Raw genomic sequence first — 20,198 nt, forward strand, 5'->3', positions numbered from 1 at the left:
ATGACACCCGCCCAATGCTAATAATGCCGCGCCCCATGCACAGGAGGCATTGCCCTTGGAACTCGTTTGGCTAGAAGATTTTTCAGCATTGGCGGAGTACGGCAGCTTTGTTCGCGCCGCTGAAGCGCGCCACGTGACTCAACCGGCATTCAGCCGCAGAGTCCGTGCACTGGAAAACTGGATGGGTGTGGAACTGTTCGTTCGCACGCCACAAGGTGCCACGCTGACCGAGGCTGGGAAGCAGATTTTGCCCAGTGCCCAAGAGACGGCTAGACGCTTGTATCGCATGCGCAGCGAAGCCCAGGAAGTGGCAGGCATGGCGATCAAGACGCTGCAATTCGCGGCCACCCATTCGCTGTCGTTCACGTTTTTTCCGAAGTGGCTGAGAAGCACGGAGAACGGTGCCCCCATCGAGGCGGTGCGACTGCATTCCGATAGCATGGCGGCCTGTGAGCAGATGCTGATCCAGGGCCAGGTGCAGTTCCTGCTTTGCCATCGCCATCCGGATGTCCCGCCGCTGTTGGCCCCGGATCAGTTCATGGGCAAGAAGGTCGGCGAGGATGTACTCGTCCCACTGGCGAGCGCTTCCGCAAACTTTGGCAATGCGCCCGCATCGCTGCCATACCTGGCGTATACCCAGGAGTCCGGGCTGGGGCGCATCGTCGCTCATCGACTCCAGGGCAAGGAAGAGTTCCTGCACCTCAAGCCGCTGTTCAGCAGCCACCTCGCCGCGGTGCTCATGTCCATGGCGCTGGAAAACAAAGGGGTGGCCTGGCTGCCAAGCAGCCTGACCGAGCAAGAGGTCGCCGACGGACGCCTGGTACGAGCCCTCGACGAAAGCTGGGATATCCCGCTGGATATTCACCTCACTCGTCCAACGGGTGCCATTAGCCCATCGGCGGAGGAGTTCTGGGCGAAGCTAAAGGATTGCTGAAGTTGCTTCGCCCGCGTCGGGCCATTGCGCCTCGACAGTCATCTCAGGTGTGATCGCGCCTCATCTCTGCCCATTCGATCAACGCCTGGATAGACGGCCCGAGTGCATGCCCCATGGGCGTGAGCCTGTATTCCACCTTCGGTGGCACTTGCGGATACACCGTCCGCTGCACAATGCCGTCCTTTTCCAACTGTTTTAGCTGTTGGATCAGCATTTTCTGGTTGATCCCTTCTATCAGCTTCTCCAGATCCGAGAAACGCAGCGCGCCCTTCGCCGCGAAAAGCTGGCACAAGATAATGATCTTCCACTTCCCTTCCAGCACGCGAAGCGTTTCGGTCGTTGCCTCGGCCCATTTCCGACGATTTTGCGGATCGCCGCAATCCCACTCCCGTTCCATTTCTTCCTCGATGGTGAGTTACACACCTTTTGGTAGGTACTTACCATTATCACATCAGCCTCCTAGAATCGGTGCAAGACAAATGACCCAGGAGGCTCAGCCATGAAAATCGGCATCATCGGAACCGGTAATATCGGGGGCACCCTCGCTCGCAAATTCAAGGCAGCGGGTCACGACATACGTGTTGCGAACTCTCGAGGCATCAACGGCGTTCGCGCATTCGCCGAAGAGATTGGAGCCGAACCGGTGGACATTCGCGGCGCAGTCGAGGGTGCGGATGTGATCGTGCTCTCCATACCGCTACCGGCGTTGAGCGCACTGCCTGCTGATCTGTTTGCCGCTGTACCGGGCAGCGTCCCGGTGGTGGACACGAGTAATTACTACCCTGGCCTACGTGACCCCAACATTGCTGAAATTGATCAAGGGATGACGGAAAGCGTTTGGGTTTCGAAGCAGATTGGGCGCCCCGTCATCAAGGCTTTCAACAATATCCTGGCTTATACCTTGGCAGAGTTGGGCAGTGCCGAAGGCACCCCGGGTCGCTTGGCAGCGGCAGTGGCTGGCGACGATCCCAAGGCGAAGGAAACGGTGATGTCCCTGGTCAACCAAGCGGGCTTCGATCCGGTGGACGGAGGTTCCCTGGAAGAGTCCTGGAGACAGCAACCGTGTACGCCAGGCTATTGCTGCGACTACGACGCCGAGACTCTGCGCAAGGCGCTTTTGACCGCCTCCAAAGAGCAAGCCGCTGCGAAACGAGACGAGTTTCCTAAACACTTCGAGCGGCTCGGCCCCAACCCAAGCCATGCCGATATTGTCGCCATGAACCGCTCCTTGAACGCACCTGATTGACGCGTACTAACCGGCGCGACTTCCCCCCCGTTCTAATGCGACGAAACATAAACAGACGGCTCAGCAGGCGCCGGCAACGCATAAGTCGCCTTCATCCATTCAATCTCCGCCTGAGGCGTTCGCCCGAACATCCGCTTGAACTCGCGGCTGAATTGCGAGGCGCTTTCGTAGCCGACGTTGAACGCGGCCGTCGAGGCGCTCATGGTGTTGCGCAGCATCAATAAGCGCGCCTGGTGCAGGCGTGTCGATTTCAAGTACTGCATGGGCGTGGAGTCCGTCACGCTGCGAAAGTGCAGGTGAAAGTTGGGGATGCTCATGTTGGCTTCGTGGGCGAGCGTTTCGACGTCCAGGTGCTCGTGGTAGCAGCTGTGGATCTTGCGGATCGCCCGGGTGATCTTGCCGAAGTGCCCCTGGCGACTGAGCGCGGCGCGCATCGAGCCGCCCTGCTCGCCGGTCAGGATCCGGTAGTAGATTTCCCGTACCAGTGACGGCCCGAGTATTTGCGCTTCGCCCGGGCGACTCATGGCTTCCAGCAAACGCAGCGTCGAGCTGCGCAGCAAATCGTCCATGGGCGAGGCGTACATGCCTTTGGGTTGGGCATCGCTGGGGCCGAGGGTCTCGTCCACTTGCAGCATCAACTCGCTGGCCAGCTGCAAGTCGAGACGCATGTAGACCGCCAGCATGGGCTCAGCTTCGGTGGCGTCGGTCTCCATGGTGAACGGAACCGGGACAGACACCACCAGATAGTGCTGGGCGTCATACACGTAGACGTCCTCACCCAGATAACCGCGCTTGCGCCCCTGGCACAGGATCACGATACCGGGCTCATACAACACCGGCGTGCGCGTCAGCGGCCGGTTCGAACGCAGAAAACGGATGTCCTCCAGCGCGCTGAGGTTGTAGCCCTCGACCGGCGCAAGCTGTTCCATCAACTGCACCATGCGCGAAGTGTTTGAGGCCTGAGTCATTGATGCCCCCTTGCTGGCCGCTCAACCGTCGGTCGAACGGGTCAGCGCTTCCCATTGATCGATCTCACTGGCCGCACGACTGAGTTTGTCGCGCACCAGGTTCAGTGCATCGCTGCCCAACAACACATGCGCAGGAGGCGTCGGGCTGGCAATGATCTGCAACATCGCTTGCGCCGCTTTCCGTGGATCGCCCAGTTGCTTGCCGCTTTTCTCCACGCGCGCTTTACGTATCGGATCGAAACTGGCGTCGTAGTCGGCAATGCTCCGCGCCGTACGCTGCATCGAACGCCCCGCCCAGTCGGTGCGAAACGAACCCGGCGCCACCGCGGTCACGAAGATGTTGAACGGTAGCAGTTCCTTGCTCAGCGTATCGGAGAGGCCTTCGAGGGCAAACTTGCTCGCGCAGTAATAGGAAATGCCCGGCATGGTAATCGTGCCGCCCATGGAAGTGATATTGAGGATATGACCGGCACGGCGCTGGCGAAAATACGGCACAAAGGCCTTGGTCACCGCCACCGCGCCAAACACGTTGACGTCGAACTGGCGACGCATCTCCTCCAGCGGCGATTCTTCGAAAATGCCTTCATGGCCGTAGCCGGCATTGTTGACCAGGACATCGACCGGGCCGTAAGTGGTTTCTATCTCCGCCACCGCGCTATCGACTCGATCGAACTCGGTGACATCCAGGATCACGCCATGGGCACGCTCCGTGGAGAGCGCTTCGAAGGCCTGCAACGCCGCCTCACTGCGCACGGTGCCGATGACACGATGGCCTGCTGCGAGCGCTTCTTGCGCCAGGGCGTTGCCCAAGCCACTGCTCACGCCGGTGATGAAGAGGGTTTTTCTGTCGTGCATGGTGAACTCCAATGGATAAACAGGAGGCCATGGTAACGATCGAAAAATGGCCCACCTATGCCGGTTTGCCTTGGGGCATTGCCTATTCCTATCAGCGCATCAGATTCCCGGACCGCTCACGTAGGCTGGCAACCTGGCCAAGCGATCCCAACCGTGTGCATCGATCCCGGCGCAGTTGGGCAACCACAGTGTTTGCAGCGGCAGTTGCTCCAACACGGGCACCACGGCCGACGTGATCCGCGATTCCCCTGGATCGGCCCCAAGCGTCAGCTCCCGCAGCGGCATGCCTGCGAGATGGGCCACCCCGGCGTCAGTCAGCCAAGGGCTGTCATACAGACCCAGGCGCTGCAGGGGCAGGTCTCGCAAACAAACCAGGTCGGCATCGCGCAGGTTCAGGCCGCTTATTTCAAGCTCCTCCAATGGCAATCCCAACTCGACGAGCTTGCGCAAAACCTTACCGTCGACGCCCTGGCAAAAGCTCAGGTTGAGCCGCTTCAGCGGCAGGCCAGCCAGTTGTTTCAGCTCCTTCCAAGTGATGTCGTTCAAGGACAGGTCCAGGGACTCCAACGCCAACCCGCGCAGATCACTCAACGTACTGGCGCAGACACCCTGCACATCGGAGAGTCCCAATCGCTTGAGCGGAAAGCCGTGCAGCACATCGAGCCGCTCGATCATTTGGCGTAGGCACTTGAGGTCCAGGTCCGCGAGCGGCATTCCCTCCAGTACTTCAAGATCGTCTTCACAGATGAACGCAGAGTGCAGCGAGAGACTTTCCAGGGGCAGAGCCCGAATCGCCTGCAACACGCTCTCGCTTGCATAACAGTCATCCAGACTCAACCCGCGCAACCCCGTCAGGTCGCCAAGCCAGGACGGATCGTCGAGGATCGCGCCGCTGCCACTGAGCGACAACTGTTCAAGGGGATGACTTGCCAAGTGCGCCATGCCACGGGACGTGAGCTCGCCCACACGTTGCAAGGTCAGGGAGCGCAGCTTGAGGCGCGACAGTGCAGGAAGGCCGTCGTCGGTCATCTCATCGCAACGGTTCAACGACAATTCCTGCAACGGGCTGTCGCTCAGTTGACGGAGGAAGCTGTCGTCGAAATCCTCGCCATAGGTTTGCAACTTCAGCCGACGCAAGCGTGCGAGCGACGGGAGGCAATTGGCGTTATCGTCGCGGGAAAAATTACTAACCTCCAAGGTTTCGAGGGCATTGGCGGGCAAACGCTGCCACGTTTCCGGGCCGCAGATAAACCTCGGGCTGTTGAGCACGAGCGTGCGCAAGGGCAGCCCGGCCAGGGCGTCACACCAATCCGGCTCGGCGTTGTTCAACTCCAGATGGTCGACCGGCAGGCCGCGCAGTTGTGGCAACAAAGGGCCGGGGCGATTTGTATGGGCCGTGGTGTTCAGTTGAGTCATTACCACGTTAGCCGCCGGATCGCCCAGGCCCGCCGCGACGCGTAAACCTTCCAGTGATGCGTCCCCGGTATCGAGCAGATCGCGATAGAGCGAAGCGCGCGTGGTGGTGTCATCGGGGTTGGCGGCGAGTTGGGTGATCAGAGCGTTGCGGTTGGGGGTTGGCACGGTTTACTAATCCAAATTGAGCGAGCGCTGGGTGTGCTGCGAAACGGGGTTCATCTGCCTGTTGTTTGTGGGTGCACAGCGCCCTGAGATATCAATCCAGGATCAGGCTCCAGATCACCAGCAACGGCAATCTCAACATTCTCATATAGCTGCGCCGCACTCTTCGTCCGAGCATCCCACCAGTCGGGCCGAGTGGTAACCGATTGGCCGGTGACATCTCTAATGAGACGGACGATATCGAAAGAGCGAAGGCCATCTACGTGCTCGCTTAAGCTCCCAGTCGTATTGGCCCACATCGGATCAAGTACGAAATCGATTCCCTTCATCCTCGCCAGTTTCGCAGCCGGCACAAAATCTGAATCACCAGCGACCAAAACGATGACATCAGTGAGCTTTTCAAGGGCGAGAGTCGTGATGTCCATGCCTAACTTGGTATCGACAGTCTTCTGTTCGACTTTGTAATGGAAATCGTCATTCGTGAGCTCTGCCCAGACCTTCTCACCACGCAACAGGGCCTTAAGGGAATGAGAATTGAGTTGCCAGTCACCGCTTTTGGCCAGTTCGCCCAGTCGAAGCGCCGTTTTTCGGCTCGATCGAAGCTGATCGTGAAGGTCTCTTCGCAATCTATAGGGAGGATGAGCCTTGAAATCCATATGCCCTGCAGATTTATGACCGTCAGGGATTATGGGTAATCGAACCTGATTGGAGGGGGGCGGGCAGTCGTAGTAGTAGATTCGATAAAGCTCGCGACTCGCTGAGCGTTCGTCTTCGATGTGAAGCTTCACGAGCTTTTTTATGATTTGGGATATCTGGTCGGCGGATAACAGCAGTTCCTTGCTGAAATATTTGCGGCCGAAAAACATAACCCTCTGGAAGAAAAATCCTCCATCAATGAGAACGGCGGTTCGCTTCACTGGCTTTTCCTTGGGCAAAAAAAAGCCCAGGACTGCTGGGCAGGTTCTAACAATTGCCTGCGCGCTGTACTGAGCTGCTGGGCGAAAATCTATTCGCCTATGCGGCCTATGTCAAGGTCGAAAGTGACGCAGAAAAATACAACCACTGATGGGCCAAAAGTCCTACATGAAGCTCGGAAAGTGACGTCTTGTAGCGCTCGGACGGAGGGGGCTATAGTCCCTCGTCGCTCCAATGGCGACTCGGGTTTGGCGACTCGACAACGAGGTGCGAGAGCGATCTGCTTGTTTGCAGGCGTCCCCGCATCAGTGATACTGCCACCACAATGGCAGTTGTACGCGGGAGATCTCCGGGTCTGCCGGTACCTCGTTCCGGTTCGCCAACCTGCGTACGGCTGCCACCATTCGTTTGGCGACGATTAGTTGGTAGCTCTCACTTAATAACGAGGTTACAACTCATGAATCGATACATGCCCATCACCGGCGTCGACTGCGTCCCCGCTACCCTGCTGATCGACACCGAAGCTCCCCTCGACGTCCTCTTCGAAACCGCCGACTACCGTATCCGCACGGTGACTCAACTGCTGGAAAATATCGCGTTCCGTTCAGAAATCAGTTCCGACACGCTGGTGCTTTCCGACTTTTGCAAAATGCTGACGATCGCGCTGCGCGATGGGTGTGATGTGATGGATGTGATTGGCAGGCGATTGCGGGCGCAGGCGGCGGAGTAAGTGAAGACGGGCGACTATGGCCATAACGTAGCCCCCACCGTCGGGAGCAACTACATCTATCTACTCCGATGAGCTGTGGCGCAGTTCGTCAAGAACTGCGCCACATTTTCAACCAAAAATGGCGCGATTCTGAGAACTGCGCCATAATCGCGCCAAATCTTCTCTAACAGCGCCAACATAACCATGCCTTCGACCACCGACATACTGAACAGTATCCTGGCATCCAGGAGCGGGGCGAGCCTCTCAGAGCTTTTGACCAAGAACCCGGAAATCGCCCGGCGAACGGCGCAGCGCATCCTTGCAAACCTGGTCGAAAGCAGCCAAATCACTGCACAGGGAGAAGGCAGGGCACGGCGTTATTTCGCAATAGAACACCAGGCCGAAACCCACGCCCTGAATACTGACACCGATGCCTTCCCTGCCTTCATTCCATTATCTGCAGACAGCCGGGACATACTCGCCTATATCAACCAGCCCACAGAAGCGCGCAAGCCGGTGGGCTACCAACGTGACTTTCTGGACGCCTATCGTCCTAACGAGACAGGGTACTTACCTGAGTCGTTGCGGCGCCAATTGCACAGGATGGGCAAAACCGCAGATGCGACGGAGCCAGCAGGCACTTACAGCCGGGCGGTCCTGAATCGCTTGTTGATTGATCTGTCGTGGGCATCAAGCCATCTGGAAGGAAACACCTACTCACGGCTCGACACGCGACAACTCATCGAGCAAGGTAAGGCAGCACAGGGCAAGGCCGCTATAGAAACGCAGATGATCTTGAACCATAAGACAGCTATCGAGCTTTTGGTCGAGAACATCGAGAGTGCCGAGTTCAACCGTTACACATTAATGAACCTGCATAGCGCCTTGGCCGAAAACCTGCTGCCCAACCCAGCAGACGAAGGCCGAATTCGCCAGCACGCCGTCGACATCGGGAAAAGTACCTATCGCCCGCTCTCAACGCCACAGCAAATTGAAGATGCACTGGACGTCCTGCTTGGCAAAGCCAATCAGATCGCTGATCCGTTCGAGCAGTCTTTCTTCATGATGGTGCATCTGCCCTATTTGCAGCCTTTTGCCGACATCAATAAACGCACCTCCCGACTGGCAGCGAATCTCCCCTTGTTCCGTGCCAATCTTTGTCCGCTGACCTTTCTGGATGTACCGGAGCAGGCCTACAGCCGAGCCACATTGGGCGTGTACGAAATGACTCGGGTAGAGCTGCTTCGCGACCTGTATATCTGGGCCTACGAACGCTCAACACAGGAATATCTGGCAAACAAGCAAGACCTTGCGGAGCCGGACCCTTTACGCCTGGCATGGCGAGACGTCATCAAGAAGACCATTCGGGAAATCATCACTCACCCAGAACTTGACCCGTTGTCATGTATTCAACGCTCGGTAGCGGAATATGTTTCGGTAAGAGAGCAGCCGGAGGTGCAAGCATTGATCGTCGAAGAACTCCGTCGACTGCACGAAGGGGTTCTCGCACGCTATGGGTTACGACCATCAGAGTTCATGTCCTGGAAGTCGCGCCATGGCCACTGATAGGTGAGTAAAAAAGTGGACAGATAACGTGGTCTTTTCCCGCCCCCATTACGGACCGTTTCAACCATGATTTAAATTCTTAGCCGCCTGATTCAAACAAAGAAAGGAAGAAAGGGGACGAAGAAAGGGGACAGATCTATTTATAAACCGAGCAAAACCAACAAATCTGCCCCTCTGCGTTTGTCCTTAAATAAATCGCTCCCTTTTCTTCCTCACTCAATAACCCCCAACACTATCATCAGCAAAAGATAGCCAAGACGCAGCAACACAACCGAAAACCTCATCACTGGTGCGAGCTTGCAGTTCTATAATCGCCCGTCTTGCATCAGCAATTAACCAGCCCGTCGAGTTCAATGTCAGCCAGGCATAGTCCAAACGACCCGCCGACATAAAATTTTCGAATAGCGTCGTTTTCACTTGAGCAGGATCAAACCAGCCAGGCAAACTCGCGCTCTCTGATATCCGCATATTCTTACTGAGAACTTCAAAGGAACAGCTAGTTTCCCACCAGTTCCCTCTGGCAAACTCACTGGGAAAGTCTCCCATATATGGATTGCCGTCATAGGAAATACATTCGAGAGGGGTTAATGTTCTAAACAGCTCTGCCTTGGGAAACCCCTTTGAATCGTCACCTGTTTTCAGAGAGACTGCATCAAGCTCCGATAAGTTTTCAAGTCCTACCCTCGCCGCGAACTGCTCAAGATCTAACGTCACCCCATCATCCAAACTGATCGCCATCATCGCGATTACTCCAAACAATTGGGAAGGAGTTCTCGCGATCTCAGTTGTCATGCGATCGGAGCTTACAAACATCTTTACAAAACAAGGCTCCCGCTCCACGAACCAGTGCATCCAATATCCAATATAGGTAGGACGAGAGCCATCACTCCAGATTGGGACCAGCGCAGGTGGAAAACCAAACCATTGAGCAGGCGCCTCTAGAGTGCAAATTGGTGACTTGATTCTTCCGGCCGCACACGCTACCACTGCATCCGACAGACTGAGAGCTTTAAGCGCGTTTTCAAAGTTCGTGTTCTTACCGTTTTGGCGCCAGCAAAGAAAGGGGACAGATTTATTTAACCATCAGAGCGATGACTTCCACTCGCCCTTTAAATAAACCTGCCCCCTTTCCACGACTACTAGAATTTTAAAAAAGGAGACAGTTTTACTTAACACAAAGCAATGGACTTTACTCTCTGCCGCACTTTTATCCCCACTACCGTTCTTCCTTCGGCCAACTCTCACCCGTGTTCCGCTCCCATTTCTTTCTGAGTTTCGGCAGTTTTCTTTCAAAATCAACTCGGTTTAACTCGACATCTTCTTTGGCGAGACGCGAGTAAGCGTTTCCCCGAAGATCTGCTTTCAAAATTTCGAGTTATTGGGGAGTGAACTGCCTACCTCTCAAATCTTGAATATCTGTAAGTTACGACTTGGTATCCTTAGCTAATTGCGTACTCAGAAGGCCCGTAGCGGAGTCACCGTCCTGAAAAACGCCTCCTCAACACCTGCCCCTCCTTTTGCTCCCCCTTTTGCACCATCAACTTATCCAGGAAATGTGATCCCCATCTAAATAATATAGCCCCTCAAGCTTTCCTGAAATTTTAGGCAGGTCGAGAACAGAATCTGAAACATACAAAAAAGGGAGTCTGCTCCTCAGCGCTTGAGCATTTGCAGAGTAGTCTGCCCAAGAAGGCTCAACCATCCCATTCCAAAATGTAACAAACGAGCCATCCTCAAGAAGAATTACAGGTTTTAAATACTCAACCTCTCCACTACCATCCCAGTACAGATAGCCTAAATAACTAGAACCATCCAGCCCAACAAAACTAGCGCGAACGATTATTTGAGCGTCACTACAAATCTCCTTGTCAAGGAGAGGTCGGACTGTCAGCTCATCTTCCGCAGACTCATCCATAGGGAAGTACCAAACGCCAGAGCAAGCAAGATCATCAATGGTTAATTCATATATTTGTTTATCAGTCATGCTTGCATACCTATTTAATCAAATGCTTGATTGAGTCAAACAATTCGGGCCGCCCTATATCGCCATAGGCTTTCTGCAACCCGGAGCTTATCTGCCCAGAAGTATACGTAGCCGGCTTACCACCCACCATGGGAGGTAAATATTTACTGATAGCTTTATGCATTGCATCAGGATTCACCTTTCCCGTATGAGAGTACTGGGTAATTAAAGTCGCTGGGTGATCCAGCATGTCATTTTTCGTATACCCAAGCATCTTTCCCAAATATTGAGGCAAGGTGTGATGCGCTTGGAATCCTTTGTTTAACCCCTGAAGCTCTCGATAAGTGGGACTAATTACGTCAGGTACAATCGGACCTGTTGCTTTAACCCCCGAAACCAGTACCGACGCCCCACTCCCATCAAGGTACTTCCCAGCCCCCTTGAGCAGCGCGATTTCCATCGCCGCCTTAGCGGCCTCGGTTCCATAGTCGCGGAGGGGGTTTACGTCGCCAGGATAAGTCGCGCTGTCGAACGATGCGAGTACCTTGCTTCCTTGCGTGTAATCGTAAGGAGCGAACAACTGCCCTGTGGCCTGCCACCCATCGACAAACGACGCGGCGCCGCCCAGACCGGAGAACGCAGGTATAGCGCAACCGGCTCCGGTGATACAAGCGGGCGTGGAGAGGATCGCGCCGCCGAACCCTGCCGCTGCCCCTATCGCGCCGAGTACCGCGCGGCTTGCCTGGGACGACTGTCTGAGCTCCTTGTCGTTTAGCAGCAAGTCATCGTTGGCTTGGTCCCATTTCGAATATTCGTCATAGGCACCGGTCGCAATCAGCGCGCTTTGCGCACCTGAGAATCCCTTGCCATCCGCCTCAAGCGCTTTGACCGCCTGGTAGTTTGGATCGTCCACCGGAACCGAGGCGGAGCAATGAACCAGAGCACACGCAGCCGCTTTCAGTTCATAGGATTTTTCAGGTGTTTCCTTTTGTAGTTTCTCAAGTGCAACGGTCTCTTTCTGGTGAAGCTGGCGATTGTATTCGTCAGCCATCAATGCGACCCAAGAGGCTTTCTCGACATCGCCGCCAGCAAGACCGGCTGCCGTCAAACCGACGATCTGAGAAACCGCTTGTCGCAAATCAGGCTGTGTATCGAAAATGGCATTGAGTTCTCCAGCCATGGCCTGGCTGGCACCCGCCGCGATGGCCCCGGTCTTGAAGTCGCCGCCGGTAGCGCTGGAAATCGCTCCTCCCGCCAATGCATGCATGGCAGTACGAGCGACGCCCCCTTCGGCCCACATGGCCATGCCTGTGGTATCGCCTGCATTCTTCGCGGTTTGCCAATGGTCCTGTGCATAACCACCGACAAAATTGAACGTTGTCGCCGCTGCGACGGTACTTGCCTGATAGACCAGCCCATCACGGAGGTTCTGACCGAGGCTACCTCCATTGATAGCGGTTTTGATGATGCCTCCCGCAACACCCTGAGCCCCGGCGTGCAGCGCAAAACCACCCACTCCTTGAAGCGTATTTAAATCAAAACCCTTGGTGAGGTTGTTGAACGGCACTGTATTGCCGCCGAGTGCGGGGTCGATGACGCCCTTGGCAAAACCGGCCGTGATCCCGGCGATTACGTAGTTTTTCAGGTTATCTGACGAAAAGACGTCCTTGAAGGTCGCCCCCAGGTCACCCTTGTTGTTGATCGTACTGACCGCCGTTTGCGCAACTGCTGCCGAAAAACTCGCCGTGGCGGCGGCCGATGCAGCAGCGCCTACGGTCGCAGCCGTGGCAGCTGAAGCACCTGCGGCAGTTGCCGCCCCAGCAGCGGCGCTGCCAGCACTGGCGCCGACTGTAGCGGCAGTTGCAGTACCCGCCGTCAGCACGGTAACGATGATAATGATTGCCAACATCGCGCCCTGCCCCAGGCTCGAGTGGCTGTACTTAAACGACTCGTGAGTTTCCTTGATCAACCGCCAATCCACATCCCCTCGCTGCTCGGCCTCCTTGAGCCACGCCAACTTGGGGTCAGCCTTGACCATGACATCGATGGTCTGGCTGACTGTTTTCTCGTTGATATGCTTGATATCGATGTTCAAGCCATCGGCCGCTTTGATGGCCACGTTCCCCTGAGCTTGCAATTGGCTCTGAATCAAGGTTTCGTTGGTATGGCCTTTCCCCTTCATCGAGTTCCAAGCCAGACTTGAATCGCTCTTTGTATGGCTTTCCTGGCTCAGATCCTTGACACCCTCGAAGGTAATCGAACCGCCGCTCTGTAACGTCAGGTCATTGCCGCTGCTCAGCTTGGCCGCCTGATAACGCTGGTCGCTCCCGCTGAGCAATACCAAGTCACCGCCCGTAATGATCTGGCTGCCCACATGCGTAACCTTGGTCACCTCATCCCGCTGAGTCTTCTTGCTTCCCCAGCCCCCTTTCTTCTTCATGTCGTACAGCGAATAGTGGCTGTTTTGCGCAGCTAGCAGCTCAAGCCTGCCACCCGCCACGAAATAGGCCTCGTTTGCAGCGTTGACCTTGCTGGAAATCAGCGCCAGGTCCTGCCCCGCGCTCAAGGCAACGTTGCGTCCCGCCTTGACCGTCGAAGCCATTTGGATGACATGATCCTCTTGGCTGGTGACCTTCTTGGACTTGTCGTAGGAGTGCTGCTCATCCGCTGCCGAGGCGAGGGTCAAGTTTTCTTTGGCGGCGAGAGTGACGTCACGCTTGGCATCGATCTGGCTGGCGACGACGGTGAGGTTGCGGCCGGCATTGGCGGTCAGGTCGCGGCCGCTGTCGAGGCTGGAGCCATATTGTTTGATGTCCTGGTCACGATGCCGACCGCGAGTGCCGCTGGTGATGCGTTCGGCGGCAATGAGATTGACATCGCGCGAGGCATTGAGCGTGGTGTCGGCTCCGCTTTTCAGCACACCGCCGACATTGTTAATGTCACGCCCGGCACTGACGCCCAGGTTGTTTCCCGCTTCGATGCGGGCGGCGCTGTCGATGAAGTCGGTGCGTTCGGTGCGGTAGCCGCTGCTGCTTTCGTGAGTAGTAACTGTACGTTCGTTGATCACGTCGCCGGTGAGGGCAACAACACTCACATCCCGCCCAGCAATAACCCCACCAGCCCGGTTAGTAAGGTCATTACCCGCCAACGCCTCAAGCCGATTGCCCGCCTCCAGCAACCCGCTGTTAACCAGGCTGTCGCCCGCCGTCGCCCTCAGGTTGCTGGACGCCCGCAAGGTGCCCGCATTGTTCAGGTTCTTGCCAGCAATCAGGCTGACGTCCGAGCCTTGGATCAGCGCCCCATTCGCCGCCAGACGATGATTGGCCTGGGCCAGATACAGCACCGGCACCAGCACCTGCTCGTTATTCACCGTCCGAGTTTCCATCCAGACGATGTCATGGGTAAGGGCCGCAACCTGTTCGGAGGTCAGGCTCACGCCCAGGGACAGCTTGAGAGCGTCCTTGCTGGCGATGGCGTTGTTCATCAGGTACTTGAACATGCCGTCGTCGGAGGTCTGGCCGTCGAGGAAGCGCTGGCCGGTTCGGGCGATCACGGCTTGCTGGATCAGGCGTTGTTCGTAGAACCCATCGCCCAGGCGCTTGGCGGCGGTGTCCGGGTCGTAGCCCAGATTCGACAGCAGGTAATCCGAGCTCATGAAGCGGCGCATGTCGGTCAGCGCCGGGTTGGTCTCGATCAGGTATTTTTGCGGGTTGGCCTGGAACGAGCGATCCGGCAGGCCACGCACTTGCGTCAGCCCCGCACCTTGGGTCGGCGTGGTGGCGCCGTCGCCGCTCATGCGGAACAGGCCGTTTTGCCCGGTGGGCAAGTCGAAGCCCGGCAGGGCCAGTGGATCGACCTGTTGCTGGGTCAGGCTCGGCGGGAGTTGCCGATTGACGCTGATGCGGGTCGAGAAGGCGTTGTCGGCCTGGGTGTCGGTACGCGGGCCGGCGCCGACGTAGTTGTAGCCGCCACGCACGACGCCGCTGTTGAGGTCGCCCTGGGTAGGAATGTCGACGGCGCCACCGGCCTGGATAATCGCGGCATAGGTCTGGTTATCGGTGGTGGTTGTTTGAGTGTGGAACTGCGGTAGCTCACGTTCGGTCATGCCGATGAAACGGCTCATCGCTGCTTCAAGGCCACCTAGGTCATTGGCGTTGTAGCCCGGGCTCTGCAACCAGTATTTGTTGGTAAAGTCGTTGGCAGCGGCGCGCCAGCCACTCGGGTGGCGCGTGCGCTCGGACCTGAAGGTGCGCGAGGTTTCGATTTCGCCGGTCTCGATGCCGATGTTGTCCAGGCTGACGAGGTTGGCGGTCAATGCGCCGCCGACGCCGATGCTGCTGCTCCGGTTGGTCAGGGTGTCGCCCTGGATATTCAGGTTGCCGCCGGTGGTGATGCTGGAGGCGGCGCTGGCCGCGGTGACTTCGAACTTGTCGCGCTGGACGATCTGCCAGACGTGGTTTTCCTTGCCACCGCTGCAATCCCCGGCGTTGTACCCTTCGATGCATGTCACTTCCCTGATCGAGGCGGTGTAGATGCCTGCATCGTGGGTGGTCAAGACCTCGCGGATGTTGTCGATCGTGCTGGCCGCCAGGCGCATGTTGCCGTCGCTTTGCAGCGTGCCGGAGCTGTTGAGGATGCGGCTGGCACGGGTGCCGAGGCCGTCGCGATCGATGCTCAGATCACCCAGGCTGTAAATGTCGGCATAGCGGTTGGTCAGGCTGTTGACGCGCAGGCTGGTATTGCCGCCGCTGAAGATCAATCCGCGTTCGTTGAGCAAGTCGCCGGTGGATACGCCGAGCGCGCCGGCACTGCCCAGCGTGCCGTAGTTGTTGAGCGTGGCGGCCGTGACGCTCATATCCGCCGCCGAGGTCAGGCGACCGTAGCTGTTGAGGACGCCATCGACCACGACGGTTGTGTTGCCGCCGCCCGCGATACTGCCGTTTTGCTCCAGGTTGATCAGTGCCGCCTTGAGGCCCAAGGTGCCGAGACTGCTCAAGCGGCCATTGCCGGTATAAGCACCGGTCAGTTGCAGATCTATGGCTCCGTCGCTGCCGATCAGGCCGTCCACGCGCCAGTTGCTGCCGCGGCCTTCCATGCTATTGGCGCTGAGCAACTGGCCGGTGGCCGTCTGGGTCAGCTGATCGACATGAACCACCAGATGGCCGGCCTGGATCGCGGTGCTGTTGGTCCAGCGGTCAGCCGTCACCGTCAGGTTACCGTAGGTCACCAGTTGCCCACCCGCCTGGCCCAGGTTGGCCTGGCTGATACCAAACAGTCCCAGGCCGGTGTGCAGCAGCTTGCCACCCACGTTCTGGACGCTGCCGGTGATGAAGCCCACATCATTACTGGCGGTTTCGAGGGTGCCGTCGCTGTTATCGAACAGCCCCCCGATTTTGAATGCCGTGGTGCTGTTCTGGCCCAGGGTGCGCAGTTGGCCTTTCTGGTTGCTCAAACTGGCGGCCAGAATGTCCAGGCTGTCCTGGCTTTCAATAATGCCGGCGTTGTTGTTCAGCGCCCCCGAAAGGTCAAAGTCGATGCGACTGGCGCTGACCTGCCCGTCGCCGCTGTTGTCCATGCCCCGGCCAGTGACCCAGACCTTGCCCGTGGCGTATATCCCGCCGTTGCGATTGTTGATATCCGCCGCTGCGTTGGTGACCACGACATCGCCGGCTTGCGCAGCGATGCGTCCGCCGTCGTTGAACAGCCCAGCCAAGGCTTGGATGCTGAGTCCTTGGGCCTGGATCGTGCCGCCCTGGCGGTTCACGTCGTAGCCGTTTTTCAGCACGCCGGTGGTGCGTGCTTCCAGCGCGGCCTTGACGCTGGACAGCACGCCGCCACGGTTGTCCAGGTTGGTGGCAAAGACACTCAGCTTGGCGTCCTTGGCGATGATGCTGCCGCCCTGGTTATCGATGTCGCCGGATACATCCAGGGTGACCAGGCCCTCGCCTTGCAGCGTGCCCTTGGCGTTATTCAGACTGGCAGCATCGAACTCGACCTCGGCAGCACGGCTAGCGAGCAGGCCTTTTTCGGCGTTGTTGACCGCGCCGGTGGCGCTGACCAGCAACTTGCCATTGGCGGCCACGGTGCCTTTGTTGCTGTTGTCCAGGCTGGCGGTGCGCACGGTCATGACGCCTTGGCTGGATAGCTCGCCGCCCCGGTTGTTGATCGCGCCGGTGTTAGTGATGTCGAGGTTCTTGCCGGCCATGACCAGGCCGGTCAGGTTGTCCAGGCTGCCGAGGACCAGGGTCGCGCTGTTCAGGCTCGACAGTTCACCTGCATTGTTTTCCAAATGGCCCAGGCTGGCCGTCAGCAGGCCCTGGCTATTGATCAGGCCGCCCTGGCTGTTGAGGACTTGATCGGCGCTCAGGTGCAGTTCGGTGTTACCCAGGATCCGGCCTTTATTGCGGTTATCCACAACGTTGCCGGTGACGGTGGTCTTGCCCTGCCCACTGAGCGTGCCGCCCTGGTTATTCAGCGCAGCGGTGGACGTGACATTCAGGTCGCGACTGGCGATGACGGTTTTGCCAGCGTTGTTCAACTGCTTGGCGGTGAGGGTGACATCCCCCGTGGTATTGCGGCTGTTATCGGCGTTGACCCCGGCCTCGATAATGCCGTTGTTGGTCAGCGTGCCGCCGCTGTCCAGGTGAATGCTGTCGCGCGCCACCAGGTTCTGCTGGCTGGTCAGGTCACCCTGGGTTTTGACTTCGAGCCGGCTACCGGCATACACCTGGCCACGGGTCTCCAGGCTCTTGGCCTCGATGTCGATGGCGCCGGCAGCCGCTGTCTGCGCCAGACTCAAATGCCCATTCGCATCGAGCTGGATATCCCCGCCACTGGCAACCATCTTGCCATCCAGCTTCACCCCGACACCCGCTTCGGTGCCCACCAGCTTGATCGCGCCGGCGTACATGCCGCCCAACGCCGAGGAGTCGATCGCCAGTTCGGGTTTGGCGCTGCCGTCGTCTGCACGGGCCGTGGCGTTCAGCGTGTTGGCGTTGACGTCATTGCGTCCGGCCACGATCGTCAGGTTCTTGGCCTGGATCTCGGCGTTGATCTTGGCGCTGCGGGTGATGATTTCGAAACGGTCGACGTTGTTCGCGTTGAGGCCCGCGCCTTCAATGGCCACGCTGCCCTGATCCACTTGATAGCGGCTCAACTGGCCGTTTTCGATGATCGGCTTGCCCGTGGTCAGGGTCGCTTTTGGCGTATTGATGAAGCCGCAGCCGTTACAGGTGATGCCATACGGGTTCGCGACGATGACATGGGCCGACTGTCCCGCCACTTCGGTGTAGCCGCGCAACTGGCTGGAGTTGCCGCCGTTGACCTCGTTGAGAATGACTTTGGCCGCCGTGCCCTTGAGGTTCGGGTTGCCGAGGATGATCCCGCCCAGTTGCGTGGGTTGGGCGGGGTTGGTGGCGTTGTTGAGGATGACGCCGTTTTTTCCAACGTTGTAGTCGCTGAATTTGTTGTGGGACAGGCCGCTGCCGTTGGGCTTGGCGATGTTGACGATGGGCACGCCGTTGCCCGCCTTGCCAAGACTGGTGCCCGGCGCGCTGACGACGATGCCGTCGGCCTGGGCCCACAGCGGTTGCCAGAACATGACGTTGGCGAGCAGGAACGCCAGGCCACGCTTGGGCATGCCCCAGAAGGCATCACGGGTTTTCAGGGCAGCACCGGGCTGGCGGGCCAGGAAGGCGTATTGGCGGTCGTCCATGATCGGGTCTCGTTGCAGCGAATTAGATGGATAGGTCGAGGCGGAAGTAGATCGGCGCTTCGCGCTCGGTCAGGGCGTCTGGACGTTCCAGGGAATGGGCGAAAGTGACGCTGGCGCTCAGGTGTTCACCGCGGGCGAACAACTCCAGGGAGTTGCTCGACATGCGCCCATGCTCGCTACCGTTGTAGCGATCGCCGCGAATCACGCCTTGGTCGTAACCAAGGCTGGTGCCGTACTCGGCGAACACCGGGCGCAGCCATTGCAGCGTCACCGGGCGGCTCCAGCGCAGGTCGTTGCGCCAGTAGCCACCGCTGTCGCCGGCCAGCGTCTGGTCCTTGTAGCCGCGAATCGAAGACAACCCGCCGAGGCTCATGCGCTGCGGGCTGAACAACGCGTCTTCGCTGCGCTGGCCGGTCATCAGGCTGCTGAAGCTGAAGGACTCGCCCCACACTTGGAAGGCTTGCAGATAGCTGAGGGTGGCGGTGTATTTGCGATAGCGTGCATCCGGCAGCCCAGGCCCCGGCTCGTGATCGCCTTGGGCATCGAGGGCGCCGATACCTTGTTGCATGCCAAGGTCGAGGTTGACGAAGGCATTGCCGATCCGTCGCCCATGGTTGATGCCGAACTGCGCCTCGCTGATGCGATTGCTGCTCTCGGCGAGCTTGCTGTCTTCGATGAAATTGTTGGTGCGCAGGTACGCCAGGCCCGTGTTCAGGGAGGTTTTGCTCACCGCGTCACGGTGCACCACCCGCTCCAGGAGCACCTGATGGTTCTGGCTGTCGCCGCTCTGCTTGAAGTTGAATCCGTTGGCCTGGCCCAGCGCGCGGTACTCGCTTTGGCTGTAGGTGTAGCTCAGGTTCCACCAACCAAAGGGCAGGTTGTAATAGAGCATGGCGTTGCGTGAAGTTTTCTGATGGTCGCTTATGGCATCGTGACCACCGCGCAAGGCTAGCTGATCGGCCAAGCCCAAAGGACTGTCCCAGTCCAGGGAGGCTCCCCACTGCTGCTCGCCCGTGCTCTTCTGCCCGTCGTTATGCCGTGACAGGCCGGCGCGCCAAGGTTTCTGTGGGGTGTTCTGGACCAGCACTTCACTGCCGCCGATGTTCTGCCCCGGCGTCAGCTCCATGCGGGCACTGTTGGATGGCAGACGGTTCAGTTGATCGACCATTTGCTCGATCTCCCGCAGATTGAGCAGATCGCCCGGCTTGCCGGGAAAGCTCATCGCCAGCTCCCGCTTGGAGAGTCCGCTGTCCTCGGCGCCCTTCAGGCCTTCAAGTCGCCCCTCGACCACCAACACTTGCAGGTGACCGCTGGACAAATCCTGTTGCGGCAAATAGGCACGGCTCGTGACCAGGCCCTTTTCCAGGTACGCATCGGTAATGGTCTTGAGCAACTCGTTAAGCTGCGGCACGCCCAGGCATTGGTTGAGATAGGGCTCGAGCAAGCGTTGGCGCTCGCGTTCGGACAAGGCGTCGGCGCCCTTGAGCTCGATGGTCTTGATGGGGAAACAACGGGTATCGGCGGGTTTTGTCGGCTGGACCGGCCTTGCTTCTTTGCCTGGCAGGTCCTTGAGTTCTTCGAGGCGTCGGCGCTGCTCTTCGAGCAAGCGATTCTGACGTTCGCGGATCAGGTCCGTGTCGCCGGGGGTTGGCGCGGCCATGGCAAGGTCCATCGCAAAAAAACACAGCGACGCGACGACAAGCCTCGTCCCTAAGGCAGACACGGACATGTTCGATCCCTCGATACGAAA

Annotated in this window: 13 protein-coding genes; 4 read left to right on the plus strand and 9 right to left on the minus strand. The window is 58.2% G+C overall.

The genetic code is table 11. From position 1 onward, the window contains the following. Positions 1 to 55 precede the first annotated feature (55 nt). Positions 56 to 934 carry a LysR family transcriptional regulator gene (locus Q7C33_RS03445; RefSeq protein WP_258648847.1) on the plus strand — a complete coding sequence of 293 codons (879 nt, stop codon included), beginning with the start codon at positions 56 to 58 and terminating at the stop codon, positions 932 to 934. 43 nt (positions 935 to 977) lie between these two features. On the opposite strand, the gene Q7C33_RS03450 is transcribed toward Q7C33_RS03445, so the two are convergent. After that, positions 978 to 1,331: a winged helix-turn-helix transcriptional regulator gene (locus Q7C33_RS03450; protein WP_249876225.1), complete on the minus strand. Its 354-nt coding sequence runs from the start codon at positions 1,329 to 1,331 to the stop codon at positions 978 to 980. Between the two features lie 102 nt (positions 1,332 to 1,433). Here Q7C33_RS03450 and Q7C33_RS03455 point away from each other — a divergent pair, with 102 nt between their 5' ends. Then, positions 1,434 to 2,180 (plus strand): NADPH-dependent F420 reductase, encoded by a 747-nt coding sequence (locus Q7C33_RS03455; protein ID WP_258648846.1) that lies wholly within the window; start codon positions 1,434 to 1,436, stop codon positions 2,178 to 2,180. Positions 2,181 to 2,212: 32 nt separating this feature from the next. Here the strand turns inward: Q7C33_RS03455 and Q7C33_RS03460 are convergent, their stop codons facing one another. The 4 genes from Q7C33_RS03460 to Q7C33_RS03475 form a co-directional block, all read right to left on the minus strand. Beyond that, complete coding sequence (locus Q7C33_RS03460) at positions 2,213 to 3,148, minus strand: AraC family transcriptional regulator (protein WP_060613279.1); 936 nt, start codon at positions 3,146 to 3,148, stop codon at positions 2,213 to 2,215. A gap of 21 nt (positions 3,149 to 3,169) precedes the next feature. Next, a complete protein-coding gene (locus Q7C33_RS03465) occupies positions 3,170 to 4,003 on the minus strand; it encodes an oxidoreductase (protein ID WP_024617773.1) in 834 nt (277 codons plus the stop codon). Positions 4,004 to 4,102: 99 nt separating this feature from the next. Next, entirely contained in the window at positions 4,103 to 5,584 is a 1,482-nt protein-coding gene (locus Q7C33_RS03470) for a leucine-rich repeat domain-containing protein (RefSeq protein ID WP_407682829.1), read from the minus strand. A 50-nt stretch (positions 5,585 to 5,634) separates the two neighbouring features. Beyond that, positions 5,635 to 6,498, minus strand: a complete 864-nt coding sequence (locus Q7C33_RS03475; RefSeq protein WP_003197615.1) for an NYN domain-containing protein — start codon at positions 6,496 to 6,498, stop codon at positions 5,635 to 5,637. Positions 6,499 to 6,953: 455 nt separating this feature from the next. Here Q7C33_RS03475 and Q7C33_RS03480 point away from each other — a divergent pair, with 455 nt between their 5' ends. Together Q7C33_RS03480 and Q7C33_RS03485 are read left to right on the plus strand one after the other, a co-directional pair. Then, positions 6,954 to 7,226, plus strand: coding sequence for a hypothetical protein (locus Q7C33_RS03480; protein WP_024617777.1), 273 nt, complete (start codon positions 6,954 to 6,956; stop codon positions 7,224 to 7,226). A gap of 183 nt (positions 7,227 to 7,409) precedes the next feature. Then, a complete protein-coding gene (locus Q7C33_RS03485; protein ID WP_407682830.1) occupies positions 7,410 to 8,771 on the plus strand; it encodes a Fic family protein in 1,362 nt (453 codons plus the stop codon). Positions 8,772 to 8,987: 216 nt separating this feature from the next. On the opposite strand, the gene Q7C33_RS03490 is transcribed toward Q7C33_RS03485, so the two are convergent. The 4 genes from Q7C33_RS03490 to Q7C33_RS03505 all read right to left on the minus strand — a co-directional run bounded on the left by Q7C33_RS03490 (position 8,988) and on the right by Q7C33_RS03505 (position 20,177). Further along, the gene (locus Q7C33_RS03490) at positions 8,988 to 9,623 is read right to left on the minus strand and encodes a hypothetical protein (RefSeq protein ID WP_030139736.1); all 636 of its coding nucleotides are present in this window, start codon (positions 9,621 to 9,623) and stop codon (positions 8,988 to 8,990) included. A gap of 685 nt (positions 9,624 to 10,308) precedes the next feature. After that, positions 10,309 to 10,755 (minus strand): hypothetical protein, encoded by a 447-nt coding sequence (locus tag Q7C33_RS03495; RefSeq protein ID WP_080628548.1) that lies wholly within the window; start codon positions 10,753 to 10,755, stop codon positions 10,309 to 10,311. Between the two features lie 10 nt (positions 10,756 to 10,765). Beyond that, the gene (locus Q7C33_RS03500; RefSeq protein ID WP_407682831.1) at positions 10,766 to 18,448 is read right to left on the minus strand and encodes a two-partner secretion domain-containing protein; all 7,683 of its coding nucleotides are present in this window, start codon (positions 18,446 to 18,448) and stop codon (positions 10,766 to 10,768) included. Positions 18,449 to 18,470: 22 nt separating this feature from the next. After that, positions 18,471 to 20,177, minus strand: a complete 1,707-nt coding sequence (locus Q7C33_RS03505; RefSeq protein ID WP_407682832.1) for a ShlB/FhaC/HecB family hemolysin secretion/activation protein — start codon at positions 20,175 to 20,177, stop codon at positions 18,471 to 18,473. Positions 20,178 to 20,198: the final 21 nt, after the last annotated feature.

It is taken from the genome of Pseudomonas sp. BP11-1-1 (assembly GCF_052112105.1).
In the GTDB taxonomy this organism is placed as follows: domain Bacteria; phylum Pseudomonadota; class Gammaproteobacteria; order Pseudomonadales; family Pseudomonadaceae; genus Aquipseudomonas; species Aquipseudomonas alvandae.